Genomic DNA, 26,027 nt, shown 5'->3' with positions numbered 1-26,027 from the left:
GGCGGGCTCCTCAGGCGAACACGGGCTGGTGGTCGGGGTCGGTGTCGGGCGCGGGCGGGCGGCCCAGGGCGGGGTCGAGCGCGCCCCGGGCGGCGTGCCGGGCCATCAGCGTCCAGTTGGTGACCGCGAGCGTGCCGAGCAGCAGGCTGAAGCCGATCAGCGAGGTGAGCATGAGCCCGGGCGACACCGGCGAGACGGCCTGGGCGGTGGGCAGCAGCCCGTACGCCACCCAGGGCTGGCGGCCCACCTCGCGGGCGATCCAGCCGAGCAGCACGGCGACGAAGGGCAGCGGCAGGCCGAGCAGGACCAACCAGAGCGGGAACCGCAGCCGGATGATCCAGTCGCGCCAGAGCAGCGGCAGCAGGAGCCAGACGCAGCCCAGGGCGAAGCCGATCAGGATCATGAAGCCGAGCCCGACGCTGGACAGCACCGGCGGGTCCCAGTCGCCGGGACCGAACCGGGCGGTCCAGTCGGCCACCGTCGCGTCCCGGGCCGGCCCGCCGCCGAACTTGGTGGGCTGGACCTGCCCGACCGGGCCGAACTGGGCGAAGCCGAAGCCCTGGAGAGCGGTCACCGCGAGCGCCGCGGTGACCAGGCCGATCCGCAGCGAGGTGCGGAAGAGCGCGAAGTCGGGGGTACGCCGGAGCAGGTGCCAGGCGCTGACCGCGGCCATCAGCAGGCCGCCGGTGACCAGGCCGGCCGAGACGACGTGGCCGAACGCCATGCCGAACGTGGGGTTGGTGAGCAGTGCGCCGAAGTCGGTGAGGTGGGCGACGCCGTCGCGGACCTCGTAGCCGACCGGGTTCTGGAGCCAGGCGTTCGCCACCATGATCCAGAACGCCGAGGCGTACGCGGTGAGCGCCACGCCCCAGAGCAGCGCCAGGTGCACGCCGCGCCGGAGCCGGTGCCACCCGAAGATCCACATGCCGAGGAACGTGGACTCCAGGAAGAACGCGACGAGCGTCTCGATGGCCAGCGGCGCGCCGAACACGTTGCCCACGTACCGCGACAGCCCGCTCCAGTTCAGCCCGAACTGGAACTCCATCACGATCCCGGTGGCGATGCCGAGCACGTAGTTGATCACGTAGAGCTGGCCCCAGAACCGGGTCAGTCGCTCGTACACCGGCTTGCCGGTCAGGTGTCCGGCCGTCTGCAGCCCGACCAGGAGGGTGACCAGGCCGAGCGTGACCACCACGAACAGGAAGTGGATCGAGGTGGTGGTGGCGAACTGCAGGCGGGCGAGGAGCAGGGGGTCCATGGTCGCGTCTCCCACGGGTTGGCTCGCTTGTCGTAGGAACCCTACACGTAGCTTGCCTACCTATAAGGCGCGCGGCACCCGGAGAAGCCCCGTAGGGGACGCCTCAGCTCAGGAAGAGGGAGACCGGCAGGAACACCAGCGTGCCGGCGACGGCCAGCGCCGTCGCGCCGAGCACCCGCGGCGGGCGGTCCGCGACCAGCAGCCGCTGCACCCGTACGTCGAGGTCACGGTCGCCCAGACCGAGCGTGCCGGCCGGCGTGACCCGGTGCCCGGCGGCGGCGAACCGGCGCAGCGCGCCGGCCAGCGGCTCCTCCGCGTGCAGCTCGCGAGCCTTGTCGTCGGCGCGCATCTCGACCAGCAGCGCCACCCGCTCGTGCGCGTCGCGCACCCAGCGGAACCAGGGCAGCGCCCGGCAGAGCGCGGTGAACGGCAGCAGCACCAGATCGTGCCGCTCCTGGGCGTGTGCCCGCTCGTGGGTCAGCACCGCCGCCAGCTCCGCCGGGTCGAGCAGACTGACCGTGCCGGCGCTCACCACCACCCGGGGCTTCACCCCGGGCAGGCAGTAGGCCGCCGCGCTCGGGTGGTCGAGCACCAGCGCGCCGGGAATCGTCGGGTCGCGCCGGGCGACCAGGGTGAGCAGCTCCCGGTGCCGGCGCTGCGCCCGCACCGCGCCGTGCACGCTGCGCACGGTCGTGGTGAGCAGCACCGCACCGATGCCGAAACCGACCCCGACCAGGCTGAGATGCGCCGCGCCCACACCGGCCGGCAGCGTGCCGTGGGCCAGGTCGTCGGCGAGCGCCAGCAGCGCGCCGCCGGTCGGCCGGTCGTACGCGGCGAGACCGACCGCCATCGGCAGCCCCATCGCGGAGAGCCCGAGCGCCAACCCGACCGCCTGCCAGCAGACGATCGCCACCCGGGGCGCGCGCCACGTCCAGCGCGCGGCGGCGAGGACCTGCGCGGTCAGCCAGCAGGCCAGGATGGTCGCGGCGAAGTGCACGGCGTACGCCACGGCGGCGGCCCTACCGGTCCGTCGCCTCGTCGAGCGCCGGCCCGGCGGGCCGCGGATCCTCGACGCGGTCGGTCAGCCCGGCGCGCCTGGCTCCGGCGGCCCGGTCCGGCTCGGTGCGCCCGGCTCCGGCGGCTCGATCCGGGTCGGTGAGTCCCGCCTCGGCGGCGAGGGCGGCGCGGAGCACGTCCGCCTCCGTGCCGGTGACCGAGCGGGCGAAGCGCACCAGCGCCGCGTCCCGGCTGCCGCCCAGGTCGAGGGCGTCGAGCATGAGCTGGGCGATGTGCGCCTCACGGGTGGCGGCCGGCCGGTAGCGCCAGGCCCGCCCCTCCCGCTCGCGCTGCACCATGCCCTTTCCGGCGAGCCGGTCGAGCACGGTCATCACCGTGGTGTAGGCCAGTTCCCGCCCGTCGAGGGCGTCGGCGACCTCGCGCACGGTCACGCCGTCCGACGTGCCCGGGACCGAGTCCCACAGCACGTCCATCACCGCACGCTCAAGGTCCCCCAGCCGAGTCACCCACCAATCCTACCTCCGGTAGTAGACACCGGGCATCTGCCCAGGGGCCTCCGCACCGGGGCGGGACCCGGCCACCTCGGGGAGCTGGTGTTGATCTCACCGCGCGATCCACACCAGGTCGGCGAAGTGGTGCTGTCCCGCCGGGCGGGATGCGGCCATCTCGGCGAGCTGGTGTGGATCTTGCGGCGGGATCGAGGGCGGGTCGGAGCGCCGGGGTCAGACGCCCTTCGGGTGCCAGACGGTCTTGGTCTCCAGCAGCGTGGTCATCCGGGTCAGACCCGGATCGGCGTGCCAGTCGTGGTCCGCCGGGGCCGGCCGGAGCACCCGCTTGAGGTTCTCCGCGGCCTTGACCTCCAGCTCCGCCGCCAGCTCGGCGTCGGCGACACCGGTCAGGTCGACGGCGTTGACGTCCATGTGCGCGGCCAGCGTCGGCACCGTCTCGGCGAGCCGGCCGGTCAGGATGTTGACCACGCCGCCGGGCAGGTCGGAGGTGGCCAGCACCTCGGCCAGGGTCACCGCCGCCAGCGGCGCCGCCGGGGAGGCGGCCACCACCACCGTGTTGCCGGTGACGATCGCCGGGGCGATCACACTGACCAGACCGAGCAACGCCGGGGCCTCGGGGGCCACCGCGGCCACCACGCCCGTCGGCTCCGGCGCGGACAGGTTGAAGTACGGGCCGGCGACCGGGTTCGCGCCGCCGTAGACCTGGGGGAGCTTGTCCGACCAGCCGGCGTACCAGACCCAGCGGTCGATCGCGGCGTCGACCTCGTCGGCCGGGGCGCCGAGCGCGACGAACTGGTCGCGCCGGCCCTCCAGCATCTCGGCCACCCGGTAGAGGATCTGACCCCGGTTGTACGCGGTCGCCCCGGCCCAGCCCTTCACCGCGGCGCGCGCGGCGACGACGGCGTCCCGGGCGTCCTTGCGGGAGGCCAGCGACACGTTGGAGTCCTGCACGAGATACGACCGTCCCGACTCGCTGCGCGGGAACTTCCCGCCGATGAAGAGCTTGTACGTCTTGCGTACCGCGACCCGCTCAGACATTGAGGTACCCCTCCAGCCCGTGCCGGCCGCCCTCGCGACCGTAACCCGACTCCTTGTAGCCGCCGAACGGCGAGGTCGGGTCGAACTTGTTGAACGTGTTGGCCCAGACCACGCCGGCGCGCAGCCGGTCGGCGGTCCACAGGATCCGGGAACCCTTGTCGGTCCAGATGCCGGCCGACAGCCCGTACGGCGTGTTGTTGGCCTTCTCGACGGCCTCCGCCGGGGTGCGGAAGGTGAGCACGGACAGCACCGGGCCGAAGATCTCCTCGCGGGCGATCCGGTGCGCCTGGGTGACCCCGGTGAAGATGGTCGGCGCGAACCAGAAGCCGCGCTCGGGCAGCTCGCACGGCGGCGACCAGCGCTCCGCCCCCTCGGCGGCGCCGATCTCGGACAGCTCGCGGATCTTCGCCAGCTGGGCGGCCGAGTTGATCGCGCCGATGTCGGTGTTCTTGTCCAGCGGGTCACCGACCCGCAGCTGGGCCATCCGGCGCTTGAGCGACTCCAGCACCTGGTCGGCGACCGACTCCTGGACCAGCAGCCGGGACCCGGCGCAGCAGACGTGCCCCTGGTTGAAGAAGATGCCGTTGACGATCCCCTCGACCGCCTGGTCGATCGGGGCGTCGTCGAAGACGATGTTGGCGGCCTTGCCGCCCAGCTCCAGGGTGAGCTTCTTGCGGGTGCCGGCGACCGCGCGGGCGATGGCCTTGCCCACGTCGGTGGAGCCGGTGAACGCGACCTTGTCCACGCCCGGGTGCTCGACCAGCGCGCGGCCGGTGTCGCCGGCGCCGGTGACGATGTTGACCACGCCGGCCGGCAGGTCGGCCTGCTGGCAGATCTCGGCGAACAGCAGCGCGGTCAGCGGGGTGGTCTCGGCCGGCTTGAGCACCACCGTGTTGCCGGCGGCCAGCGCCGGGGCGATCTTCCAGGCCAGCATGAGCAGCGGGAAGTTCCACGGGATGACCTGCGCGGCCACGCCGAGCGGCTTCGGGTCGGGGCCGAAGCCGGCGTAGGGCAGCTTGTCCGCCCAGCCGGCGTAGTAGAAGAAGTGCGCGGCGACCAGCGGGAGGTCGACGTCGCGGGACTCCTTGATCGGCTTGCCGTTGTCCAGCGACTCCAGCACGGCCAGCTCGCGGGAGCGCTCCTGGATGATCCGGGCGATCCGGAACAGGTACTTGGCCCGGTCCCGGCCCGGCATCGGGCCCCACACCTTCTCGTACGCCTGGCGCGCGGCGCGGACCGCGCGGTCCACGTCCTCGTTGCCGGCCTCGGCGATCTCGGCCAGGACCTCCTCGGAGGCCGGGTTGACCGACTTGAAGCTGCCGCCGTCGGTGGGGTCGACGAACGCGCCGTCGACGAACAGCCCGTACGAGGGCTTGATGTCCACCACCGAGCGGGACTCGGGGGCGGGTGCGTATTCGAACATCGCGTTCAGTCCAGGGTGAAGTAGTCGGGACCGGCGTAGACGCCGGTCGTCAGCTTGGTGCGCTGCATGAGCAGGTCGTTGAGCAGGCTGGACGCGCCGAAGCGGAACCAGTCCGGGTCGAGCCAGTCCGGGCCGACGGTCTCGTTGACCATGACCAGGTACTTGATCGCGTCCTTGGTGGTCTTGATGCCGCCGGCCGGCTTGACGCCGACCTGCCGCCCGGTGGCGGCGCGGAAGTCGCGGACCGCCTCCAGCATCACCAGGGTCACCGGCAGTGTGGCCGCGACCGGGACCTTGCCGGTGGAGGTCTTGATGAAGTCGCCGCCGGCCAGCATGGCGAGCCAGGAGGCGCGCCGCACGTTGTCGTAGGTGGCCAGCTCGCCGGTCTCCAGGATCACCTTGAGGTGCGCGTCCCCGCACGCCTCCTTGGTGGCCACGATCTCGTCGTGGACCTCGGAGTAGCGCCCGGCCAGGAACGCGCCCCGGTTGATCACCATGTCGATCTCGTCGGCGCCGGCCGCGACGGCGGCCCGGGTGTCGGCGAGCTTGACCTCCAGCGGCGCCTGACCGGACGGGAACGCGGTCGCCACGCTGGCCAGGTGCACGCCGGATCCGGCGAGCACCTCGGCCACGTGCGGGACCATCGACGGGTAGACGCAGACCGCGCCGACGTGCGGGCAGCTCGGATCGGACGGGTCGGGCCGCACCGCCTTGGCCGCGAGCGCCCGCACCTTGCCCGGGGTGTCCGCGCCCTCCAGCGTGGTCAGGTCGACCATCCGGATCGCCAGGTCGATCGCCTCGGCCTTGGCCGTGGTCTTGATGGATCGGGTGCCGAGTTGTGCCGCCCGCTGCTCCGCGCCGACCTGGTCCACGCCCGGCAGGCCGTGCAGGAAGGTCCGCAGAGCGGTCTCGGATCGTCCCAGCTCGGAGAGGTCCGACCGGGCCGACGTCGCTGTCGCCGTCATGCCCCGAATAGTACGCACCCGCGAGTCGAGTGATCTTGGTCACGGCGGACCCGACGTGAGCGCATACGTGAGCGGCGTCGCTGGTCGGGCCGCACCCGCCGTGCGCCGGGCCGGGGACCGGTAGGTTGAGCGATCGTGGACGTACACGTCATTGACCATCCGCTCGCCCAGTCGCGGTTGACCGCCATGCGGGACGCCCGGACCGACTCGGCGTCGTTCCGGGCCGCGCTGCGCGAACTCACCACCATGCTGGTGTACGAGGCCGCGCGTTCCTTCCCGGTCGAGAAGTACTCGATCCAGACCCCGGTCACCGACACCGAGGGCACCCGGCTGGCGAACCCGCCGCTGCTGGTGCCGGTGCTGCGGGCCGGCCTCGGCATGGCCGACGCCGCGCTCGACCTGCTGCCCGAGTCGTCGATGGGCTTCGTGGGCCTGGCCCGCGACGAGGAGACGTACGAGCCGCGGGCGTACATGGAGTCGCTGCCCCGGGACCTGAGCGGCCTGCCGGTGCTGGTGCTCGACCCGATGCTGGCCACCGGCGGCTCGCTGGAGCACTGCTGCCGGCTGCTCGCCGACCGCGGCTGCACCGACATCACCGTGCTCTGCGTGCTGGCCGCACCGGTCGGCATCCAGCGGCTGGAGCAGTCCGGCCTGCCGCTGCGCCTGGTCACCGCGTCGATCGACGAGGGCCTGAACGACCGGATGTTCATCGTCCCGGGCCTCGGCGACGCCGGCGACCGGCAGTTCGGCGGCATGCCCCGCTTCTGACCCGTCGACACCCGCGCAGAGGGCCCATTCCGTCTCGGAGGGGCCCTCCGCCGTAGGAAACGGGCGGCACCGGCGAGTTGATGCGCGGGGGTGCGGGGAGGCGCTAGCGTTCCGGGCCATGACTGGTGTTGCGCTCGCCGAGGAGCTGCTGCTCCTCGCGTATGACGACGAAACCGGCAAGGCCACCATGCCGCGGATCAGCCTGGACCTGGGCATGGCCGCCGCGGTGCTGGTCGAGCTGGCTCTGGCCGGACGGGTCGCGTACGCGGACGGGAACCTGGCGGTGGTCGACCCCGCGCCGACCGGCGAGCCGATCGCGGACGCGGTGCTGGCCAAGATCGCCGCGGACACCCCGCACACGCCCTCGTCCTGGGTGCAGCGGCTGCGGCACGGGCTGCGCGACCGGATCCTCGGCGACCTCTGCGGCCGGGGCGTGGTCCGCGACGTGGACGAGACCGAGCTGGGCTTCATCCACGTGCACCGCTACCCGGTGGCCGACGCCTCGGTCGAGGCGGACATCCGCCGCCGGCTGGCCGACGCGCTGACCAGCGGGCAGCTCCCGGACGAGCGGACCGCGGCGCTGGCCACCCTGGTCGCGGTGCTGCGGATGGAGCCGGCGCTCGGGCTGACCGGCGCCGCCGCCACCGACGCCGGCAAGCGCCTGGAGGAGATCGCGGCGGGCGCCGGTTTCTCCGGCACGGTGAGCCTGGACGACAGCGTGGTACGTCCCTCGGTGAGCCTGGTCATCGCCGCCCTCGGCCAGGCCGTCGACGCCGCCCTCGGCAAACGCCCCAGCGTGTAAGGAAGGGCCCCCTTTTAACGCCTCAGGTAGAGGAGGGGCCCCTTGTTAACGCCAGGCGTTAAGAAGGGGCCCCTCCTTACATCTCAGAGGCCGAGGGCGGCGGCGATCTCGTTGCGCAGCTCGGTGACGGCGGCCCGGGCGCGGCGCCGGGCCGCGGTGACGTCGCCGTCGGTCACCGGCTCCACCACCTCCAGGTACGCCTTGAGCTTCGGCTCGGTGCCGGAGGGCCGGATCACCACCCGGGCGGCGTCGGTGCGCAGGATCACCACGTCCGCCTCGGGGAGCAGGTCGGTCGCCTCGAGGACCGGGTGCCCGAGCAGCGCGGTCGGGGTGGCCGCCCGCACCCGCGCCATCGAGTCCGCGATCACCCGCAGGTCCTCCACCCGGACCGAGAGCTGGTCGGTGTGGTGCACGCCGAACTCGGCGGCCAGCTCGTCCAGCCGGTGGGTGAGCGTACGACCCTGGGCCTTGAGCCCGGCGGCCAGCTCGGCGACCGTCAGCGCGGCGGTGATGCCGTCCTTGTCCCGGACGTGGCCCGGCGCGACGCAGTAGCCCAGCGCCTCCTCGTAGCCGTACACCAGCGGCTCCCGGCCCCCGCCGGCCCGGACGATCCACTTGAACCCGGTCAGCGTCTCGTCGTAGGGCAGCCCCCGGGCCTCGGCCATGGCCCGCAGCAACGTCGACGACACGATCGTGGTGGCGTAGAGGCCGGTCACCCCGCGCCGCATCAGGTGGTCGGCGAGCAGCGCGCCCACCTCGTCGCCGCGCAGCATCCGCCAGGACCCGGCGTCGCGTACGGCGACCGCGCAGCGGTCCGCGTCCGGGTCGTTGGCGATGGCGATGTCCGCGCCGGTGCGGTCGGCGAGCGCGACCAGCAGGTCCACCGCGCCCGGCTCCTCCGGGTTCGGGAAGCTCACGGTCGGGAACGCCGGATCCGGCTCGGCCTGCTCCGGCACCACGCCGGGCACGCCGAAGCCGGCCCGGGCGAACGCGGCGGTCAGCACCACGCCACCCACCCCGTGCAGCGGCGTGTACGCGACCTTCAGGTCCCTCGGCCCGGCCGGGTCCACCACCGCGGCGGCCCGGTCCACGTACGCGGCGACCAGGTCGTCGCCGAGCACCTGGCCGGCCGGGCCGAGCGGCACCTGCGCGAGCGGGCCGACCGCGCGGATGGCCGCCTCGATGCCGGCGTCGGCCGGCGGCACGATCTGCGCCCCCGCGCCCAGCTCGCCGCCGAGCTGCGCGCCCAGGTAGACCTTGTAGCCGTTGTCCTGCGGCGGGTTGTGGCTGGCGGTGACCATCACGCCGGCGACCGCGCCGAGCTGCCGGACCGCGAACGCCAGCACGGGCGTGGGCAGCGGGCGGGGCAGCAGCAGCGCCGGGCGGCCCGCGCCGGTGGCCACCTGCGCGGTGCGCTCGGCGAAGGCGCGCGACCCGCGTCGGGCGTCGTACCCGATCACCAGCGGGCCCTCGCCGCCCTGGGCGGCGAGCCAGCCGACGAGCCCGGCGGCGGCCTGGGTGACCACGGCGAGGTTCATCCCGTTCGGCCCGGCGCGCAGCGGGCCGCGCAGGCCGGCGGTGCCGAAGGTCAGCGGGCCGGCGAAGCGGTCGGCCAGCTCGCCGGCGGTGCCGGGCAGCCCGTCGAGGACGGCGCGCAGCTCGTCCCGGTCGGCCGGGTCGGGGTCGTCGGCGAGCCAGCTCTCGGCTCGCGCGCGAAGGTCGTCAAGGTCAGTGGTGTCCGCCGCCATGGCCTCTTGATAGCACGGCGACGGATCACCACTGGCCGTCGGCCTCGACTCAGTTGTCCGCCGTGAGCTGGAACGAGCCGACCATCGCGTCGAAGATCGGCTTGCTCTCGGCGAACCGCGCGTCGGTGGAGGAGAGGTAGAACGAGTAGACCTTGCCGTCCTTGACCAGGCCCCGCCAGATGCCGTGGCGCATGGCCTCGCCCTCACCGCAGGTGTATTCGAGCTGGCCCGCGGTCTGCCCGGCGAGCGGCTGCTCGGAGACGGACACCTCGGTGTAGGGCGCGGGGCAGTTCTTGCTCTTGGCGCTGTTCTTCTTCAGGTTCCGCGAGGCGAACTCGGCCCAGCTGATCGAGGTGCCGCCCCACTCCTCGGCGATCACCCGCACCTTGCGGCCCTCGTCGTTCGGGTCGACGTAGTCGACGTAGAGGCCGCCGGTCTGCTGCTGCCAGCCCTTGGGCACCTTGATGGTGACGCCCTTGACGGTCCGCTCCTGCATCTCCGGCGCGGCGGCCGCCGAGGTCGACGGCAGCGCGCCCACGATCGGCGGGGGAGCGTCGTCGCCGCCGCTGGTCAGCGCGATCACGCTCACCAGCAGCACCACGGCCAGACCGCCCGCGGCGGCGAGCTGGACCTTGCGCGGCCACGCCTTCACGCGGCCGAGCAGGCCCTTCACCCCGCCGGGCGCGTCGGCCGGCGCGGTGGCCGACGTGGTCCACGGCTGGCCGGTGCCCGGCACCGACCACTGCGCGCCGCCGCCGTACACCAGCTGGGTGGCGTCGGCGCCGCCGCCGTAGGTGGTCGGGGTGCCGGTGGGCACGCGCTGGGTGGCGTCCGCGCCGGCACCCCGGCCGAGGCGGACGGTGGCGTCCGGCGAGATGTGCTGGGTGGCCTCGGGAGCGCCCGGCCCGGACATGGCGCCGGTGGGCGTGTGCAGCGGCCCGGCCAACGCGTCGGCGCTCGTCTCGTCGAGCGCCGCGTCACCCGCCGTCGTGGCGCCGGGGCGCTCGCCGCGACGCAGCGCGGCCAGCCGGTCGGTCAGCGACTCGCCCGGGCCGATCATCGCCCGGCCGCCGATCTGGCCGCTCGGCTTCGGCTCCGGGGCGACCGGCGGCGGGGTGGTCGGGCGCGGCACCGGCACCACGGCGTACGGGTCGGTGACCGAGTTGACCGCGGTCGCGGTGCTGGTCAGCGGGCCGGCGAGCAGCTCGCGCAGCATGGCCCGGGCCCGGTGCACGTCCATCCGGCGGGCCGGGTCCTTCTCCAGCAGGCCCATCAGCACGCCGGTGAGCGGGCCACTGCGCTGCGGCGTGGCGGGCGGGTCCTCGACCACGGCGTGCATGGTCTCGATCGGGTCGCCCTTGTCGAACGGGGGCCGCCCCTCCACCGCGGTGTAGAGCGTCACGCCGAGCGAGAAGAGGTCGCTGGGCGGGCCGAACTCCTGGCCCATGGCCCGCTCGGGGGAGATGAAGTGGGGCGAGCCGAGCACCATGCCGGGCGTGGTGAGCTGCACGTCGGTGGGCATCCGGGCGACGCCGAAGTCGGTCAGCACGCAGCGGCCGTCGGTGCAGATGAGCACGTTGGCCGGCTTGACGTCGCGGTGCAGCACGCCGATCGCGTGCGCCACCTCCAGCGCGCCGAGCAGCGCGATGCCGATCTTGGCGACCGCGCGCGGCGCGACCGGCCCGTCCTCGATCACCATGTCGGCGAGGCTGCGGGCGTCCAGCAGCTCCATCACGATCCACGGCCGGCCACCCTCGGTGACCACGTCGTAGACCTGCACCACGGCCGGGTGCTGGATCGCGGCGGCGGCGCGGGCCTCGCGCAGCGTCCGTTCGTAGAGCGCGTCGCGGTCGCTGGGGGCGAGCCCCGGCGGGAGGACGACCTCCTTGACCGCCACGTCACGGCGCAACAGGGTGTCTGTGGCCCGCCAGACCGTGCCCATGCCGCCGTTGCCCACCGGGGAGCGCAGCGAGTAGCGACCACCGATGGTGGTGCCGGGCGCCGCGCGTCCAGTGGGGGGACTGGCCGGTCCGCCGCTCCACGTCGGAATCTGAGTCACAGAAAAGCCACCGGGGGATATCGAGGGGGCTGGGACACAACCCCTCTATCTTGCTGGTTCCGACGCCCGATGCGAAACCCGACGCGGCGGGCGTTTACCTACTCGACGGTATGTGGCCAGCTACTCACCTCCGGTGGGCCGCCACCGCCCGGTGTGCGGTATCCCTCACCCATCGAGCGGCGGCCGCGTCCTACCATCCGGTAATGAGCGATGCGCGGTCAAGCGAGTCGGGTTTCCCGATCAAGGGCGTCTACACGGCGGCCGACCTTCCGGCGGACCTGGACTCCCGGCTGGGCGAGCCCGGCGACTACCCGTACACCCGTGGGGTCTACCCGACGATGTACACGTCCCGGCCGTGGACCATGCGGCAGTACGCCGGCTTCGGCACCGCCACCGAGAGCAACGCGCGCTACCACCAGCTGCTGCGCGCCGGCACCATGGGGCTGTCCGTCGCGTTCGACCTGCCCACCCAGATGGGCTACGACTCGGACGACCCGATCGCGCACGGCGAGGTCGGCAAGGTCGGCGTCGCCATCGACTCCATCGAGGACATGCGGACGCTCTTCGGCGGGATCCCGCTGGACAAGGTCTCCACCTCGATGACCATCAACGCGCCCGGCTCGGTGCTGCTGCTGCTCTACCAACTGGTGGCGGAGGAGAACGGGGTGCCCGGCACCGCGCTCAACGGCACCATCCAGAACGACATCCTCAAGGAGTACATCGCCCGCGGGACGTACATCTTCCCGCCGAAGCCCTCGCTGCGGCTGGTCGCGGACACCTTCGCCTACTGCCGGGCCGAGGTGCCGAAGTGGAACACCATCTCCATCTCCGGCTACCACATGGCCGAGGCCGGCGCCTCGCCCGCGCAGGAGATCGCGTTCACGCTGGCCAACGGCGTGGAGTACGTCCGGGCGGCGCTCGCGGCCGGGCTGGCCGTGGACGACTTCGCACCCCGGCTGTCGTTCTTCTTCGTGGCCCGCACCACGCTGCTGGAGGAGGTCGCCAAGTTCCGCGCGGCCCGTCGCATCTGGGCCCGGGTGATGCGCGACGAGTTCGGCGCGAAGAACCCGAAGTCGATGATGCTGCGGTTCCACACCCAGACCGCGGGCGTGCAGCTCACCGCCCAGCAGCCCGAGGTCAACCTGGTCCGGGTGGCGGTGCAGGGGTTGGGCGCGGTGCTCGGCGGCACCCAGTCGCTGCACACCAACAGCTTCGACGAGGCCATCGCGCTGCCCACCGAGAAGGCCGCCCGGCTGGCGCTGCGGACCCAGCAGGTGCTGGCGTACGAGACGGATCTCACCGCCACCGTCGACCCGTTCGCCGGGTCGTACGTGGTGGAGGCGATGACCGCCGAGCTGGAGACGGCGGCGAACGAGCTGATGGACCGGGTGTTCGACCACGGCTCGGCGGTGGACGCCATCGAGGCCGGCTTCCAGAAGCGCGAGATCGAGCAGTCCGCGTACCGGATCGCCCAGGAGATCGACTCGGGTGAGCGGGTGGTGGTCGGACTCAACCGGTTCCAGATCGACGAGGAGGAGCCGTACGAGCCGCTGCGGGTGGACCCGACGATCGAGGCGGCGCAGGCGGAGCGGCTGGCCAAGCTGCGCGCGGAGCGGGACTCGGACGCGGTGGAGCGGGCGCTGGCCGAGCTGCGCGCCGCGGCCGAGGGGGACACGAACGTGCTGCACCCGATGAAGGCGGCGCTGCGCGCCCGGGCCACGGTCGGCGAGGTGTGCGGGACGCTGCGCGACGTGTGGGGGGTCTACCGGCCGACCGACCGGTTCTGACCTGGGCGGACACGCTCTGGCGGCGTACGGTGGAAGCCTCCCCGCACGCGGCGGGCGATGCGGCCCGGCGCGGATCCCTCCCCGGGCGACGCCGCCCGGGGCGGTGCCGACGCGTCCGCGGGCAGTGTGGCCGTGACCGTGGCGCGTGTGCGATTCGGGAATGCGGGTAACCCGAACGGGGGAACGGGACGGACAGCCTGTGCGGTCGTTCGGCGGACAGTCATGTCACCGTCGGGAGTCGTCCGGCAGCCGACTGTTGTCGCGCAATTGTCGGAGCGGCAGTTAATTGCCGCAACTAATGCGACAATTCGGAACGACGACCGGTATTTGGTGACCGATGAATCGGTTACGCGTTGTAGGAGGTGGGGGGCAGATGACGGCGTCCGACCGCGATCTACCTGCTGTCCCGCAGATATTCGAGCCCTCCCACCAGGGCATTCGTGACGCTGCGCGGTCCGACCGCTACGCGAAAGATGTTGCGCAGCGTCACCGCCGGAGGTCTAGGCTGTCTGCTGTTCTCCCCGAAGATCCATCCATCTCTAGTGATCGAGAATTCGACGTGACGAGTGCGTTGACGCTGCCTTCCGGTGGCCCGCTGGCGTCGTCCCGGCCCGAGACGCCGACCGGTTCCCAGCCCCTGCCCTTCGAGCTCGACCATCTGCTCGCGCTGCGGGTACCCGGCCTCATCGAGACCCGCCGGCACATTCACTCGCACCCGGAACTGTCGGGCGAGGAATTCGAGACGGCCGCGCTGGTGCACCGGGAACTCTCGCTCGCCGGGCTGAAGCCGCGCCTGCTCCCCAAGGGCAACGGCGTCATCTGCGACGTCGACGGTCGCCCGGACGGGCCGGTGATCGCGCTCCGCGCCGACATCGACGCGCTGCCGCTGAGCGACCCGAAGGACGTGTCGTACCGGTCCACCGTGGAGGGCGTCTGCCACGCCTGCGGCCACGACGTGCACACCTCGGTGATGCTCGGCGTCGGCATGCTGCTCGCCCAGTTGGCCGACCTCGGTCAGCTCGACGGCCGGGTGCGGCTGATCTTCCAGCCGGCCGAGGAGATCCTGCCCTGCGGCTCGCTGGAGGTCATCGAGGCCGGCGGCCTCGACGACGTGGTGCAGATCTTCGCCTTGCACTGCGACCCCAACCTGCCGGTGGGCAAGGTCGGCCTGCGGGTCGGCCCGATCACCGCCGCGGCCGACAACGTCACCGTCCGGCTCACCGGTCCCGGCGGGCACACCGCCCGCCCGCACCTGACCGTCGACCTGGTCGACGCGCTCGGCCGGCTCGTCACCGAGGTGCCGACGCTGATCAGCCGCCGGGTGCCGGCCAACAGCGGGCTGCTGCTGGTGTTCGGCCACGCCTCGGCCGGCACCCGCTACAACGTGATCCCGTCCGAGGCGTGCGCCGCCGGCACCCTGCGGGTGATGGACCGCGACACCTGGGACCAGGCGCCCAAGATCGTGGCCCAGGTGGTGCGGGACGTGCTCGCGCCCACCGGCGCCACCGTCGACCTGGAATACCTGCGCGGCCGGCCGCCGGTGACCAACGACGCCCGGGCCATCGGCGTGCTCACCGCGGCCACCGCGTCGGCGCTCGGGCCGGAGGGCATCGCCGAGACGCCGCAGAGCATGGGCGGCGAGGACTTCTCCTGGTACCTGGAGCACGTGCCCGGCGCGCTCGCCCGCCTCGGCGTCGGCCGGAGCGGGCCCAACGTGGACCTGCACCGGGCCTCCTTCGACGTGGACGAGCGCGCCATCGAGGTGGGCGTACGCCTCATGGTCCAGACCGCGCTGCGGGCACTGGCGGCGGCGCGCTGACCGGACCGCCGGTCGGCCCGACCGGCGCCGGCGGCTGCGGCCCGCCGGGCGGCGGCGTCCGGCGGCCCCGCCGGCGTCGCCACCGCAGCAGCAGCCACAGCGGTACGCCGATCACCACCGCGAACGGCAGGACCGCGCCGAGCACGGTGAGCAGCACGCGCACCGAGGTGAGGAAGACCGTCCAGCCGCCGCCCAGCCCGGTCAGGAAGCCGAGGTCGGCCTCCTCCTCGGCGGTGCTGGCGTCCCGGCCCAGGAACGTCACGGTGATGGTGGAGAGCGCGGTCAGGTCGGCCAGTCGACGCTTGCGGGCCTCCAACGCGGCCAGGTCGGCCTGCCGGGTGCCCACCTCGTTCTCCAGGGCGACCAGCTGGTCCACCGAGCTGGCCTGGGCCAGCAGCTTGCGGGCGCTCTCCACCCGGGCCCGCTGGGTGGCGATCCGGGCGTCCAGGTCGACCACCTGCTCGGTCACGTCCTCGGTGCGGATCTCCCGGCGCTCCTGGCGGCCGAACCCGGCCAGCTGGTCGATCACACCGGCGAACCGGTCCGCCGGCACCCGCAGCGTCAGCACCGCCCGCGCGTCCGCCGACTCGCTCGACCGCCGGTCGCCGCCGACGAAGCCGCCGGCCGCGGTCACCGCCGTGGTCGCCTCCCGTGCCGCGGTGTCCACGTCGTCCACCCGGACCTGCATCGTTCCGGTGTAGATGATGGACCGCTGGTCCACCCGCAGGTCGGCGCCGCCGGTCCCGCCCGGGGCCGCCTGGTCCCGCTCCGCTCCGGCGTCCCCGCCGCCCTCCGCCGCCGGCGCCGCCGCGTCGTTGCTGCCACTGTCCCCGCCCGCGCTGCACGCCCCCACGGCCAGCACCGCGGCCAGGCCCACGGCCACCAGGGCCACGCCCCGGAGTCGTCGTCCGCCCATTCCCCGCTCCGATCGTCGACGGCCCCGCGAGCCGGGGCCGATACCTCGGACGCGACGCGTCGTCGCGCCGGTTCCGGCAGACTGCGCTGAGGACATCACGATTCGATAATCGAGGAGTCACGATGCAGGTCACCAAGTTCACCCACTCCTGCCTCCGGCTGGAGCACGACGGGGGAGTGCTGGTCGTCGACCCCGGCGTCTTCAGCGAACCCGAGGCGCTGGACGGGGCGGACGCGGTGCTGATCACGCACGAGCACCCGGACCACGTGGACGTCGCCGCGCTGACCCGGGCGCTGGAGCGCCGGCCGATCCAGGTGAACGGCCCCGCCTCACTCGCCGGCGTGCTCGGCGACGCCGCCGAGGCGCTCGTCGTGGTCGCACCGGGCGAGTCGTTCACCGCCGCCGGCGTGCCGGTGCGGACGTACGGCGGGCAGCACGCGGTCATCCACCCGGACATCCCCGTGATCCAGAACATCGGCTACCTCTTCGACGAGGTCGTCTACCACCCGGGCGACGCGCTGTTCGTCCCCGACGACGTCCAGGTGGACACGCTCTTCGCCCCGATACACGCGCCCTGGTCGAAGTTCTCCGAGGTGCTCGACTTCATCCGCGCCGTCGCCCCCCGCCGGGCCTACGCGCTGCACGACGGTCTGCTCAACGCCAACGGCTTCGGTGTGCTCGACCGGCAGTACACCGCGATGTCGAACACCGACTACCGCCGTCTGGAGCCCGGTACCCGGATCGACGCCTGAACCGTGCCCGGCCCCCCTGCCGACGTGGTCCGGCGGCTCTACGCCACGCCCCCGGACCGGTTCGTCGCGGCCCGGGACGCCGCGGTGGCGGAGGCGCGCCAGGCCGGCGACCCGCGTACCGCCCGGGAGATCGGGCGGCTCCGCCGGCCCACGGTCGCGGCCTGGCTGGTCAACCTGCTCGCGATCCGCCGGCCCGAGCTGGTCGCCGACCTGACCCAGCTCGCCGAGGCGCTCCGCGCCGCCCAACGCGACCTGCGCGGCGGCACGCTCCGCGAGCTCTCCGCGCAGCGGCGCGCCGTCGTGGGCGCGCTGGTCGCCGAGGTACGCCGGCTGGCCGCCGCCGAACCCGCCGCGCCCCCGGCCGGGAAACTGCCGCTGGGCGAGGTGGAGGCGACGCTCAACGCCGCGCTCTCCGACACCGAGGTGGCCGACCAGGTACGCGCCGGCCGGCTGCTGCGGGCCAGCCACTACGCCGGGTTCGGTGAGGTGCCCCGCCCCCAGCTGCGGCTGATCACCGGCGACGACGAGGAGCCCACCCAACCCGAGCGCGCGGGCAGGTCCGGCGTACCGGAGCGGGCCGGGAAGTCCGGCGTACCGGAGAAGGCGGGGACGTCCGGCGTACCGGACCGGGCGGCCGAGGCGCGCCGGGCGCGCGAGGAACGGGCGGCGCGGGCCGAACGGGCCAAGCGGCGGCGGACGGCCGCCCGCGAGCTGGAGAAGGCGCGCGCGGAGCTGGGCCGGGCCGAGGCGGAGCTGTCCGGGGCCGAACGGGCCGAGCGGGACGGCGCCGCGACGTTGGACCGGATCGAGACCGAGCTGGCCGAGCTGGAGCGCCGTCGGGCGGCGGCCGAGCAGGAGCTGAGCCGGGCCAAGCTGGCCCGCCGGGGCGCGGAACGCGCGCTCAGCGCCGCCCGGCGGCGCGCCGGCGAGGTGGAGGGCGTCCTGGAGGCGCTCGACGCCGAAGAGGGGGATGCCATGGAGGGTGATCACGAGGCAGACTGAGCGTGATGAGCGGCCACGGTGGACGGACGGCGGGGGGTCACCGATGACCCCGGAGCAGGTGGCCGCCGCGTGCAAGCCGCTGGCGCTGGAACTCGGCGAGGCGTTCTCCCGCTGCCCGTCGACGCTGCGCCGGGCCCGGCTGCTCGGCATCTCCGGGTGGGCCTTCTACATCACCGGCCGGGCCGGCGCGCTCGGCGACGTACGCGCCGAGACGGTGGCCGCCGCGCTCGGCTTCATCGCCCCCGAGGCGGTCGCCGACGGCTGGGACGCCGCCGCGCGGACCGTCCCGCCGCTGGAGGTCGCCGCCGCCAACCTCGCCGAGTGCTGCCGCTGGGGCGCGGCCCGGCTGGGTGGGAGTCCCGAGGTGTCCCGGCTCGCCGGGCTGCTCGGCCGGGCGGTCGAGGCCGCCGACGGCAGCGCCATGCCGCTCTTCGCCGCCTGGCGCGCCATGCCGGTGCCCGACCCGTCCCCCGGCGCCCGGGCCGCCGTCGGGCTGCTGCTGCTGCGCGAGCACTTCGCCGGGGCCTACCTGCTGGCCGTGCGGGCGGCCGGGCTGACGCCGCTGGAGGCGGTGCTGGCCGGGCCGGAGGGGGAGGCGGGGGCCGCCGCCTGCGGCTGGGCCCCGCCCTACCCGCCGGTCGGGCCGCTGGTGCGGCGGCGGCTCTGGGCCGAGGCGGTGACCGACCGCCTGGTGTCCCCGGCGTTCCGCGCGCTCGGCCCGGTCGAGGGCACCGAGCTGGTCCACCTGCTCACCGCCGCCCGGCCGCGCGCCCGGGGCGGATAAATGGGAGGCGTCCCGGCCGGCCCGGCTGCCAGGATCTGCCCCGTGACGCTCCCCGCCGGCTGGACCGCCCGCCGCCCCACCCTCGACGACGTGACCGCGATTCTGGCGGTGGTGCACGCCGCCGACACGTTCGCCGTGGGCTACCCCGACTTCGACGCGGACGACGTACGGGACGCGCTGACCGCGCCCTTCGTCGACCCGGCGCGGGACTCCTGGCTGGTCACCGACCCGGACGGGGTGGTGGTCGGCTGGGCGATCCTGAGCAACCCGACCGGGGTGGGCCGGGAGTTCGTCGAGGTCTACGTGGACCCGGACCACGGCGGGGACCTGCGCGCCCCGCTGCTGGCCCGGCTGCTCGCCCGGGTCGCCGAACGGGCCGCCGAGCGGGGCCGGTCCGCGCTGACCGCCCGCACCGCCGTCTTCGCCCCGGAGGCCCGCTGGGCGGGTGAGCTGGTGGAGGCCGGGTTCACCCGGGTCAAGCGGTACGTCCGGATGACCCGTTCGCTGGCCGACCTGCCCGCCGAGGCGGCGCCACCGGCCGGGGTGACGATCCGGCCGCTGCGCGCCGACGACGAGAGCGACCTGCGGCTGTTCCACCGGATCCACGACACCGCGTTCCGGGACACCCCCGACCACGAGCCGCTCGACTTCGCGCGGTGGCGGGAGCTGCTCCCGTCCAGCGGCAAGGTCTGGGACGAGTGGCTGCTGGCCGAGGTCGACGGCGAGCCGGCCGGGGCCCTCCAGTCCTCCGACCAGGCGCTCGACCAGGGCATGGGCTGGGTCCGGACGCTCTCGGTGCTGCCCGCCCACCGGCGGCGCGGGGTGGGCGCGGCGCTGCTGCGCCGGGCCTTCGCGATCTACGCGACGAAGGGCCGCGAGGGCGCCGGGCTGGGCGTGGACCTGGCCAACCCCACCGCCCCGGTCACCCTCTACCGCTCCGTCGGGCTGGTGGAGGAGCGCTGGACCGACATGTACGAGCGGAACGTGCCCGCCCCGCAGGTGTGACCCGGGACCCCCGCGTCGGGGTCGCCGAGCGGGCCGGTGTCCGTCCGGCGCACACTGGAGGGGTGGGAGACGCGCTACGCGGACGCGGTGCCGGTGGGGCGGGACCGCAGCTCGGTGACGTAGTCGTCCGGCGCGCCCGCCTTCTCGGCCGCGTTCGCGATCTCCGACAGGTACCACGACGTCGGCAGCCCGCCCTCGTAGCCGTCGAAGACGTAGACCCACGCGGTCACGTCCCCGTCCAGCGTCGAGACGCGCACGGTGAGCCGGCGGTAGGTTTCGGCGGTCACGCCCTCGATCTCGTCGAGCTGGGCCGCGTCGTACGGGTGGATGTCGTAGAGCGCCACGAAGACCCGGTCACCGGGGGACTCCACCACGGTGCTGACCGAGCCCTCCCAGCCGATGACGTCCTCGCCCGCGAAGGTGAGCCGCCACCCCTCCAGCCAGCCGGTGCCCACCATCGGCGAATGCGGGCAGTAGGCGCGCATGCGAGCGGGGTCCAGGTTTGAGCCGTAAGCGGCGTAGAGACGCACGGCGACGACGATAGCCCGGTCGGCCGGTGGGGGAGAATACGACGGTGCGTGTCGGACGCGACGGGGAGAAGAAAGTCACTGTGAGCACAGACGAGGGGCGTTTGCCGTGAGCGCGAGGAGTGCAGCGGAGCGGAGCCCCGCAGTCGCGAACGAAGGGACGGCTCTGTGAGCCAGATCGTGATCATCGGCGGCGGGCCGGCCGGGTACGAGGCGGCCCTGGTCGCCGCCCAGTTGGACGCCGATGTCACCGTGGTCGAGGCGGCGGGCGCCGGCGGCGCCTGCGTGCTCTCCGACTGCGTGCCCTCCAAGACCTTCATCGCCAGCTCCGAGGTGGTGACCGGCTACCGGGACACCGAGGAGTTCGGGGTGCACTCCGACGGCCTGGAGGCGGTCACGGTCGACGCCCGGGCGGTGCACGAGCGGGTCAAGCGGCTCGCCCTGGCTCAGTCCGCCGACATCCACACCAAGCTGATCAAGGCCGGGGTCGAGTTCGTCGCCGGCACCGCGCGCCTCGGCGAGGACGCGCTCGGGCACACCCACCGGGTGATCGTCACCCCGGCCGGCGGCGGCGAACCCTACTCGATCGAGGCCTCGACGGTGCTGGTCGCCACCGGCTCGACCCCGCGTCAGCTCCCCACCGCCGTGCCGGACGGCGAGCGCATCCTGACCTGGCGGCAGGTCTACGACCTGCCCGAGCTGCCCGAGCACCTGATCGTGGTCGGTTCCGGCGTCACCGGCGCGGAGTTCGCCAGCGCCTACCTGGCCATGGGCGTCCAGGTCACGCTGGTCTCCAGCCGCGACCGGGTGATGCCGCACGAGGACGCCGACGCCGCGATGGCGATCGAGCGGGTGTTCCGCAACCGGGGCATGAGCATCCTCAACAACTCCCGCGCCGAGGCGGTCCGCCGTACCGCCGACGGGGTGGAGGTCGTGCTCTCCGACGGTCGCCAGGTCACCGGTTCGCACGCGCTCATCGCGGTCGGCTCGATCCCCAACACCGCCGACCTGGGCCTGGCGGAATACGGCGTCGAACTGTCCCGGGGCGGTTACGTCACCGTCGACCGGGTGTCGCGCACCAACGTGCCCGGCATCTACGCCGCCGGCGACTGCACCGGCGTGCTGCTGCTGGCGAGCGTCGCGGCCATGCAGGGCCGGATCGCCATGTGGCACGCGCTCGGCGAGGCGGTCCGGCCGCTGCGGCTGCGTACCGTCGCGGCGAACGTGTTCACCGACCCGGAGCTGGCCACCGTCGGTGTCTCGCAGGACGAGGTGGACGCCGGCAAGACCCCGGCCCGCCAGGTGATGCTGCCGTTGTCCGGCAACGCCCGGGCGAAGATGGACGACCTGGCCGACGGTTTCGTCAAGCTGTTCTGCCGGCCGGCCAGCGGCCAGGTCATCGGCGGCGTGGTGGTGGCGCCCAAGGCCAGCGAGCTGATCCTGCCGATCACCATGGCGGTGGAGAACAACCTCACCGTCAACGAGCTGGCCCAGACCATCACGATCTACCCGAGCCTGTCCGGCTCCATCACCGAGGCCGCCCGGCAGCTCATGCTCCACGAGCTGGAGTGAGCGCGGACACGACCCGCGTCACGACTCCCCGGAGCCGTCCGGATTCGATCGTGACCGGTCGTGGTGGTGGCAGCGGCCGGTGAAGACGGCCGCGAGGATCGGGCCGAGCACGGCGTCGACGTGTCCGGTCGACGCCGTGGCCGTGGGCGGTCGTGTCAGGGCAAGCCGGATGGCGAGACCGTGCGCGGTGGCGAGGATGCGGGCGGCGGCTGTGTCGGCGTCGACGTCGGGCTCGACCTCCCCGCACTTCTTGCCGTTGCGCACCGCGACGGACGCGCGCAGGTGCAGGTCGCGATCGGCGCGCACCGCGACCTCGGCGATCTCGGGGTCGTGGAGGGCCTGGGTGAGGAGGTTCTGGGTGATGTGGAACTCCGCGGTCCGTGTGCCGTCGAGGGGGAGCAGTTCGCGTACGGCGGCGGCGAGCATGTCGCGGATCGGGCGTTCGGCGGCCTCGCCCTCGGCGATGTGCGCCACGATCCGGTCGTCGCGGCGGCGTAACGCGTCGAGGTAGACGAAGCGGAGCAGTTCGTCGCGGTTGGTGAAGTAGTGCTGGATGAGTCCGACCGAGATTCCGGCCGACGCGGCGACGCGCGCGAACGTGGTGGCCGCGAGCCCGTGCACCAGGACGTGGCGCTGGAATGTACGGGCGATGAGCGTACGTCGCTCCTCGTGGTCCACGACGCGAGGCATTTGAAAACCATACAGCTATATGGTTAAGGTTTGCCATATGAGCGTATGGTTACGTGGGTCGATCCTCGGCGGACTGTTGCTGCTCGTCCTTCCGATCGGTGCCGCAGCACCTGAACGTCCCACCGCACGTGCCTCGGTGGGGCCCGGTGAACTGGACGCCTTCGTCACCGGACAGATGAAGCGCGCGGGCGTCCCCGGACTCGCCTACGCGGTGGTGGGGCCGGACGGGGTGGAGCGCCAGGAGACGTTCGGCAAGGACGGTGACGGCGAGGCCGTCACCGCCACGACCCCGTTCCTCTGGGGCTCCCTGGCCAAGCCGGTGACCGCGAGCCTGGTGGTGCGGATGGCGGCCGCCGGGGAACTCGACCTCGACGAGCGCGTGACGACGTACCTGCCGGGCTTCGCCATGGCCGACGACGAGGCGCGCACGATCACCCTGCGGCACCTGCTGAGCCAGACCGGCGGCATTCCCGAGCGGATGGACCTCACCGACCGTTACGACGCCGACCGGCGCCCCGGGGACGTCGTCGATGACCTCGCCGACGTTCGTCTCGCCGCCGGCGTCGGCGCGAAGCACGTCTACTCGAGCTTGAACTACATGCTGCTCGGTGCGGTCGTGGAGGAGGTCACCGGCCGCGATTTCGCGAAGGTGCTGCGCGAGCGGCTGCTCGTGCCGGCGGGCATGGACACCGCGATCGTCGACGCCGACGACGCGGCGGACCGGCTTCCGCCCGGCCACCGGTACGTCCTCGGCCAACCCCGGGCGTTCCGGACCGCGTTCGATCCCGCCGGGCTCAGCTCGGGCTACCTCGGCGGTTCGCTGCGGGACGCCGTCGCGTTCGTCGAGGCCAACCTCGACGGCAGCCGGGTGCTGACTCCCGATCAACGCGCGGCCCTGCGCCATCCGGAAGTTGTCACCGGCGACGACCGGAGCTACGGGCTGGGCTGGCGTACCTGGCCGGTCTTCGGGGGTGACCAGCCGATGGTCTGGCACGCAGGGGCTGCGCCCGGCTACCAGGCCGGGCTCGTGCTGCTGCCGGAGCAGGGGCGGGCGGTGGTGGTGTTGCAGAACGTCTACGGCAACTTCCAGGAGACCCGGTTGCTCGACACCGCGTGGGGGTTGGCGTCACTGCTGGCGGGTGCCGAGCCGGAGCCGCACGGCGGGGAGCCGTCGTACCTGACGATCCTCTCCGCGCTGGGCGCGGTATGCCTGGCGCTGGTGGCCATCCTCGCCGTCTCGCTCCGGCGGTTGGCCCGGCCGCCGGGGCCGGTGTGGTCGCGACGCCGTGCGGTGGTCGGGCTGGCCGGCTGGCTGGTCGGCCTCGTGCTGGTCGGAGGCGGGCTGCTGGCCCTGCCGGCGGCCTTCGGGGTGACGCTCGGCCAGGTGCAGCTCTGGGCGCCCGACATCGCGGCGCTTCTCGACAGCGGCCTGGTGCTGGTCGTCCTGGCGGCCCTGGGCCGACTCGCGGTGACGGCACGCGCCCGCCTGGCCGGAACCCGCGCCGACGTGGCCTGAACACCGCGCCCGACCCCGGCTGGTCGTCGGAGGTGCAGCTGTCCGGTTGCCGCCAGGGCGCAGCGACCGGAGAGCCGGGTCCCCTCGGGTGCGACGTCGACGGTCAGAATCGAGGGCCGCCCCATCGCGTGGCCCTGGAGGGTGCTCGTCATCGCCCATGGAATGACTTCCACGCGATCACCCCCACGATGACGACCGCGATCACGAAGATGATCCACACAGGTTCCATCGCTTCTCTCCATCCGGTGTGTCGAGCGCGCATGTCCTCGATTCTCTTCCCCGGCCGACCACCGCCCACGCTCAGCTCCGCTCACCTGCGCCCCTGGGTGCGTGGGTCGAGCGCCGGCCGAAGTCGGTGGCGAGCCAGCGACCGGCGGAGGCGTCGGGGAAATCGGGCGCCTCGTCACCGGTGGCCACGACCTCCAGGTCGTGCACCCGGTCGAGTCGGAAGACGCGCCAGTCGTCGCGGTCGACGTCGTAACCGATGAGGTACCAGCGACCGCGACGGTGGACGTGGCGGTGGGGGATCAGCAGGCGGGTGGTCGGCCGGTCGTGGTCGTCGCGGTAGGTGAACCGGACGCTCCGGCCCTGGGCCACCGCGTCGGCCACGACGCCGACCGCGCGGGCGTTGATGCCGGGGTCGTCGATCTCCGGAACGGTGACGGCGAGCATGGTCGCTGCGGCCCGGCGACGTAGGGCGCGGGGCAGCACCCGGTCGAGCTTGGCCAGCGCGCGGGCCGGGGCGTCGTCGCCCGGCATGGCGCCCTCGATCAGGCGGAGCCCCGCCACCACGCAACTGATCTCGTCGGGGTCGAACAACAGCGGCGGCAGTGCGACGCCGGGGACCAGACGGTAGCTGCTCCCGGGACCGGGGCGCGCCACCACGCCGTAGCCGAGCCGGCGCAGCCGGTCGGCGTCGCGTCGCACGGTCCGCCCGCTCACCCCGAGGCGGCCGGCGAGTTCCTCGACGGTCCAGCCGGAGCGCGAATGGAGCAGGGCGAGGAGCAACAGCGTCCGCTCGGTGGGGTCGTCGGCCATGGCGTCACCATGTCAGAAGTGGCGGACGCCAGACGGCCGGCACTGCTTCTAGCGTGGTGGTCGTCCGCCCGACCCGATCCGAGGGAGTGCCGATGACGATCGCCGTGACGACTCCGACGGGCAATGTGGGCCGCCACGTGGTGGCCATGCTGATCCGCGCCGGTGTCCGGCCACGGGTGCTGGCCCGTCGGCCGGAGCGGCTGAAGCCCGACATCCGCGCGGAGGTGGAGGTCGTCGCGGTCGACCAGCACGACGTCGACGCCGTGGTCGCGGCCACCGCCGGCGTCACCGCGCTGTTCTGGGTCGATCCGCCGCCCGCCGGTGACGACCCACTCGCGGAGTACGCGCGGGCGACCGACAGCGTGATCCGGGCGGTGCGGGAGAACGGCATCGGCCGGGTCGTCTTCCAGAGCAGCGTCGGAGCCGAGAAACGGCACGGCGTCGGCGAGATCGACGGGCTGGCCCGGACCGAGGAGGCGCTCGACGCCACCGCCGCGTCGGTCACCCACCTGCGCTGCGGCATGTTCTTCAGCAACCTGGAACTCCAGGTCGACGCCATCCGCAGCGGGACGATCCCGGTCCTGCTGCCGGTGGACCACGCGATCCCGTGGGTCGCACCGCGCGACATCGCCGAGGTCGCCACCACCAGGCTCCTCGCCGACGCCTGGACGGGACGGTGCGTACGGGCGGTGCACGGGCCCGCCGACCTGACCTGGACCCAGGTCGCCGAGACCGTCACCGCCGTCACCGGCCATCGGCTCCGGGTCGAGCGGATCTCCGACGACTCGATGCGTGAACTGCTCTCCGCCGCCGGTATGAGCGAGGCCCGGATCGAGGCCCTCATCGGGATGTCCAGCGGGATGCGCGACGACTTCACCCCCGAACAGGCGCGCACCGTGCACACGAGCACGCCCACCACCCTGGCCTCGTGGGTCGGTGACGTGCTGGCCCCCCTACTGGACGGTCAGGGCCCCGGTGACCGTCGACGCCCGTAATGCCGTTGTCACCCACGTGCCGACCTGTGAAGGATCA

The 26,027-nt window shown here is 73.4% G+C and carries 23 protein-coding genes; 11 read left to right on the top strand and 12 right to left on the bottom strand.

Going from position 1 to position 26,027, the window contains the following annotated elements; genetic code table 11:
- Window positions 1-10: 10 nt before the first annotated feature.
- The 6 genes from GA0070622_RS29375 to deoC all read right to left on the bottom strand — a co-directional run bounded on the left by GA0070622_RS29375 (window position 11) and on the right by deoC (window position 6,210).
- Window positions 11-1,258: a cytochrome ubiquinol oxidase subunit I gene (locus GA0070622_RS29375; RefSeq protein ID WP_091582329.1), complete on the bottom strand. Its 1,248-nt coding sequence runs from the start codon at window positions 1,256-1,258 to the stop codon at window positions 11-13.
- Window positions 1,259-1,361: 103 nt separating this feature from the next.
- Window positions 1,362-2,267, bottom strand: coding sequence for a M56 family metallopeptidase (locus tag GA0070622_RS29370; protein ID WP_091582325.1), 906 nt, complete (start codon window positions 2,265-2,267; stop codon window positions 1,362-1,364).
- A gap of 10 nt (window positions 2,268-2,277) precedes the next feature.
- Complete coding sequence (locus tag GA0070622_RS29365) at window positions 2,278-2,781, bottom strand: BlaI/MecI/CopY family transcriptional regulator (protein ID WP_091582323.1); 504 nt, start codon at window positions 2,779-2,781, stop codon at window positions 2,278-2,280.
- A 216-nt stretch (window positions 2,782-2,997) separates the two neighbouring features.
- Window positions 2,998-3,822 carry an aldehyde dehydrogenase family protein gene (locus tag GA0070622_RS29360; protein WP_091582320.1) on the bottom strand — a complete coding sequence of 275 codons (825 nt, stop codon included), beginning with the start codon at window positions 3,820-3,822 and terminating at the stop codon, window positions 2,998-3,000.
- On the bottom strand, window positions 3,815-5,245 hold the full coding sequence (locus GA0070622_RS29355; protein ID WP_091582316.1) for an aldehyde dehydrogenase family protein: 1,431 nt from the start codon (window positions 5,243-5,245) through the stop codon (window positions 3,815-3,817). Before GA0070622_RS29355 ends, GA0070622_RS29360 begins: the two co-directional genes overlap by 8 nt.
- Before the next feature lie 5 nt (window positions 5,246-5,250).
- On the bottom strand, window positions 5,251-6,210 hold the full coding sequence (deoC, locus tag GA0070622_RS29350) for a deoxyribose-phosphate aldolase (protein ID WP_091582313.1): 960 nt from the start codon (window positions 6,208-6,210) through the stop codon (window positions 5,251-5,253).
- A gap of 135 nt (window positions 6,211-6,345) precedes the next feature.
- Between deoC and upp the strand changes: the two genes are divergently transcribed.
- Both upp and GA0070622_RS29340 read left to right on the top strand, forming a co-directional pair.
- On the top strand, window positions 6,346-6,978 hold the full coding sequence (gene upp / locus GA0070622_RS29345; RefSeq protein WP_091582308.1) for a uracil phosphoribosyltransferase: 633 nt from the start codon (window positions 6,346-6,348) through the stop codon (window positions 6,976-6,978).
- Window positions 6,979-7,096: 118 nt separating this feature from the next.
- Window positions 7,097-7,780, top strand: a complete 684-nt coding sequence (locus GA0070622_RS29340) for a GOLPH3/VPS74 family protein (RefSeq protein WP_091582305.1) — start codon at window positions 7,097-7,099, stop codon at window positions 7,778-7,780.
- 83 nt (window positions 7,781-7,863) lie between these two features.
- Here GA0070622_RS29340 and GA0070622_RS29335 read toward each other — a convergent pair whose 3' ends face one another.
- Both GA0070622_RS29335 and GA0070622_RS29330 read right to left on the bottom strand, forming a co-directional pair.
- Entirely contained in the window at window positions 7,864-9,528 is a 1,665-nt protein-coding gene (locus GA0070622_RS29335) for a phospho-sugar mutase (RefSeq protein WP_091582301.1), read from the bottom strand.
- Between the two features lie 49 nt (window positions 9,529-9,577).
- The gene (locus tag GA0070622_RS29330) at window positions 9,578-11,587 is read right to left on the bottom strand and encodes a serine/threonine-protein kinase (RefSeq protein ID WP_091582297.1); all 2,010 of its coding nucleotides are present in this window, start codon (window positions 11,585-11,587) and stop codon (window positions 9,578-9,580) included.
- A 203-nt stretch (window positions 11,588-11,790) separates the two neighbouring features.
- On the opposite strand from GA0070622_RS29330, the gene GA0070622_RS29325 reads away from it, so the two are divergent.
- Entirely contained in the window at window positions 11,791-13,374 is a 1,584-nt protein-coding gene (locus GA0070622_RS29325) for an acyl-CoA mutase large subunit family protein (RefSeq protein WP_091582293.1), read from the top strand.
- Between the two features lie 559 nt (window positions 13,375-13,933).
- Window positions 13,934-15,193 carry an amidohydrolase gene (locus tag GA0070622_RS29320; protein WP_091582289.1) on the top strand — a complete coding sequence of 420 codons (1,260 nt, stop codon included), beginning with the start codon at window positions 13,934-13,936 and terminating at the stop codon, window positions 15,191-15,193.
- Here GA0070622_RS29320 and GA0070622_RS29315 read toward each other — a convergent pair.
- Entirely contained in the window at window positions 15,150-16,109 is a 960-nt protein-coding gene (locus GA0070622_RS29315; RefSeq protein WP_091582284.1) for a DUF4349 domain-containing protein, read from the bottom strand. The two genes, GA0070622_RS29320 and GA0070622_RS29315, sit on opposite strands and share 44 nt — an antisense overlap.
- Before the next feature lie 122 nt (window positions 16,110-16,231).
- Here GA0070622_RS29315 and GA0070622_RS29310 point away from each other — a divergent pair, with 122 nt between their 5' ends.
- From GA0070622_RS29310 to GA0070622_RS29295, 4 genes are read left to right on the top strand one after another with little or no spacing between them, the layout of a single operon-like run.
- Entirely contained in the window at window positions 16,232-16,861 is a 630-nt protein-coding gene (locus GA0070622_RS29310; protein WP_091582279.1) for an MBL fold metallo-hydrolase, read from the top strand.
- A 3-nt stretch (window positions 16,862-16,864) separates the two neighbouring features.
- Window positions 16,865-17,863 (top strand): hypothetical protein, encoded by a 999-nt coding sequence (locus GA0070622_RS29305; protein ID WP_091582274.1) that lies wholly within the window; start codon window positions 16,865-16,867, stop codon window positions 17,861-17,863.
- Window positions 17,864-17,906: 43 nt separating this feature from the next.
- Window positions 17,907-18,647 (top strand): SCO6745 family protein, encoded by a 741-nt coding sequence (locus tag GA0070622_RS29300; protein ID WP_091582270.1) that lies wholly within the window; start codon window positions 17,907-17,909, stop codon window positions 18,645-18,647.
- 42 nt (window positions 18,648-18,689) lie between these two features.
- Window positions 18,690-19,652, top strand: coding sequence for a GNAT family N-acetyltransferase (locus GA0070622_RS29295; RefSeq protein ID WP_091582265.1), 963 nt, complete (start codon window positions 18,690-18,692; stop codon window positions 19,650-19,652).
- A gap of 74 nt (window positions 19,653-19,726) precedes the next feature.
- On the opposite strand, the gene GA0070622_RS29290 is transcribed toward GA0070622_RS29295, so the two are convergent.
- Window positions 19,727-20,182 carry a gamma-glutamylcyclotransferase gene (locus GA0070622_RS29290; RefSeq protein ID WP_046566454.1) on the bottom strand — a complete coding sequence of 152 codons (456 nt, stop codon included), beginning with the start codon at window positions 20,180-20,182 and terminating at the stop codon, window positions 19,727-19,729.
- Between the two features lie 165 nt (window positions 20,183-20,347).
- Between GA0070622_RS29290 and GA0070622_RS29285 the strand changes: the two genes are divergently transcribed.
- Window positions 20,348-21,751, top strand: a complete 1,404-nt coding sequence (locus GA0070622_RS29285; RefSeq protein WP_091582260.1) for an NAD(P)H-quinone dehydrogenase — start codon at window positions 20,348-20,350, stop codon at window positions 21,749-21,751.
- Between the two features lie 18 nt (window positions 21,752-21,769).
- Here the strand turns inward: GA0070622_RS29285 and GA0070622_RS29280 are convergent, their stop codons facing one another.
- Window positions 21,770-22,441: a TetR/AcrR family transcriptional regulator gene (locus GA0070622_RS29280; protein WP_091582257.1), complete on the bottom strand. Its 672-nt coding sequence runs from the start codon at window positions 22,439-22,441 to the stop codon at window positions 21,770-21,772.
- 136 nt (window positions 22,442-22,577) lie between these two features.
- Here GA0070622_RS29280 and GA0070622_RS29275 point away from each other — a divergent pair, with 136 nt between their 5' ends.
- A complete protein-coding gene (locus tag GA0070622_RS29275) occupies window positions 22,578-23,957 on the top strand; it encodes a serine hydrolase domain-containing protein (protein WP_176710591.1) in 1,380 nt (459 codons plus the stop codon).
- A gap of 300 nt (window positions 23,958-24,257) precedes the next feature.
- Here GA0070622_RS29275 and GA0070622_RS29270 read toward each other — a convergent pair whose 3' ends face one another.
- Complete coding sequence (locus tag GA0070622_RS29270) at window positions 24,258-24,995, bottom strand: helix-turn-helix transcriptional regulator (RefSeq protein ID WP_091582250.1); 738 nt, start codon at window positions 24,993-24,995, stop codon at window positions 24,258-24,260.
- A 92-nt stretch (window positions 24,996-25,087) separates the two neighbouring features.
- Here GA0070622_RS29270 and GA0070622_RS29265 point away from each other — a divergent pair, with 92 nt between their 5' ends.
- A complete protein-coding gene (locus GA0070622_RS29265; protein ID WP_091584213.1) occupies window positions 25,088-25,990 on the top strand; it encodes an NAD(P)H-binding protein in 903 nt (300 codons plus the stop codon).
- The last annotated feature ends 37 nt before the right edge of the window (window positions 25,991-26,027 follow it).

Source organism: Micromonospora sediminicola (genome assembly GCF_900089585.1).
GTDB classification, from domain to species: Bacteria; Actinomycetota; Actinomycetes; order Mycobacteriales; family Micromonosporaceae; genus Micromonospora; species Micromonospora sediminicola.
This window is presented reverse-complemented; position numbering and strand designations above follow the sequence as displayed.

Excerpts from the sequence above, each read along its gene's own strand:
- GA0070622_RS29335 (WP_091582301.1), bottom strand. The coding sequence starts at position 9,528 with ATGGCGGCGGACACCACTGACCTTGACGACCTTCGCGCGCGAGCCGAG.
- GA0070622_RS29360 (WP_091582320.1), bottom strand. The coding sequence starts at position 3,822 with ATGTCTGAGCGGGTCGCGGTACGCAAGACGTACAAGCTCTTCATCGGC.
- GA0070622_RS29280 (WP_091582257.1), bottom strand. The coding sequence starts at position 22,441 with ATGCCTCGCGTCGTGGACCACGAGGAGCGACGTACGCTCATCGCCCGT.
- GA0070622_RS29310 (WP_091582279.1), top strand. The coding sequence starts at position 16,232 with ATGCAGGTCACCAAGTTCACCCACTCCTGCCTCCGGCTGGAGCACGAC.
- GA0070622_RS29325 (WP_091582293.1), top strand. The coding sequence starts at position 11,791 with ATGAGCGATGCGCGGTCAAGCGAGTCGGGTTTCCCGATCAAGGGCGTC.
- GA0070622_RS29300 (WP_091582270.1), top strand. The coding sequence starts at position 17,907 with ATGACCCCGGAGCAGGTGGCCGCCGCGTGCAAGCCGCTGGCGCTGGAA.
- GA0070622_RS29340 (WP_091582305.1), top strand. The coding sequence starts at position 7,097 with ATGACTGGTGTTGCGCTCGCCGAGGAGCTGCTGCTCCTCGCGTATGAC.
- GA0070622_RS29270 (WP_091582250.1), bottom strand. The coding sequence starts at position 24,995 with ATGGCCGACGACCCCACCGAGCGGACGCTGTTGCTCCTCGCCCTGCTC.
- GA0070622_RS29355 (WP_091582316.1), bottom strand. The coding sequence starts at position 5,245 with ATGTTCGAATACGCACCCGCCCCCGAGTCCCGCTCGGTGGTGGACATC.
- GA0070622_RS29265 (WP_091584213.1), top strand. The coding sequence starts at position 25,088 with ATGACGATCGCCGTGACGACTCCGACGGGCAATGTGGGCCGCCACGTG.
- deoC (WP_091582313.1), bottom strand. The coding sequence starts at position 6,210 with ATGACGGCGACAGCGACGTCGGCCCGGTCGGACCTCTCCGAGCTGGGA.
- GA0070622_RS29375 (WP_091582329.1), bottom strand. The coding sequence starts at position 1,258 with ATGGACCCCCTGCTCCTCGCCCGCCTGCAGTTCGCCACCACCACCTCG.
- GA0070622_RS29315 (WP_091582284.1), bottom strand. The coding sequence starts at position 16,109 with ATGGGCGGACGACGACTCCGGGGCGTGGCCCTGGTGGCCGTGGGCCTG.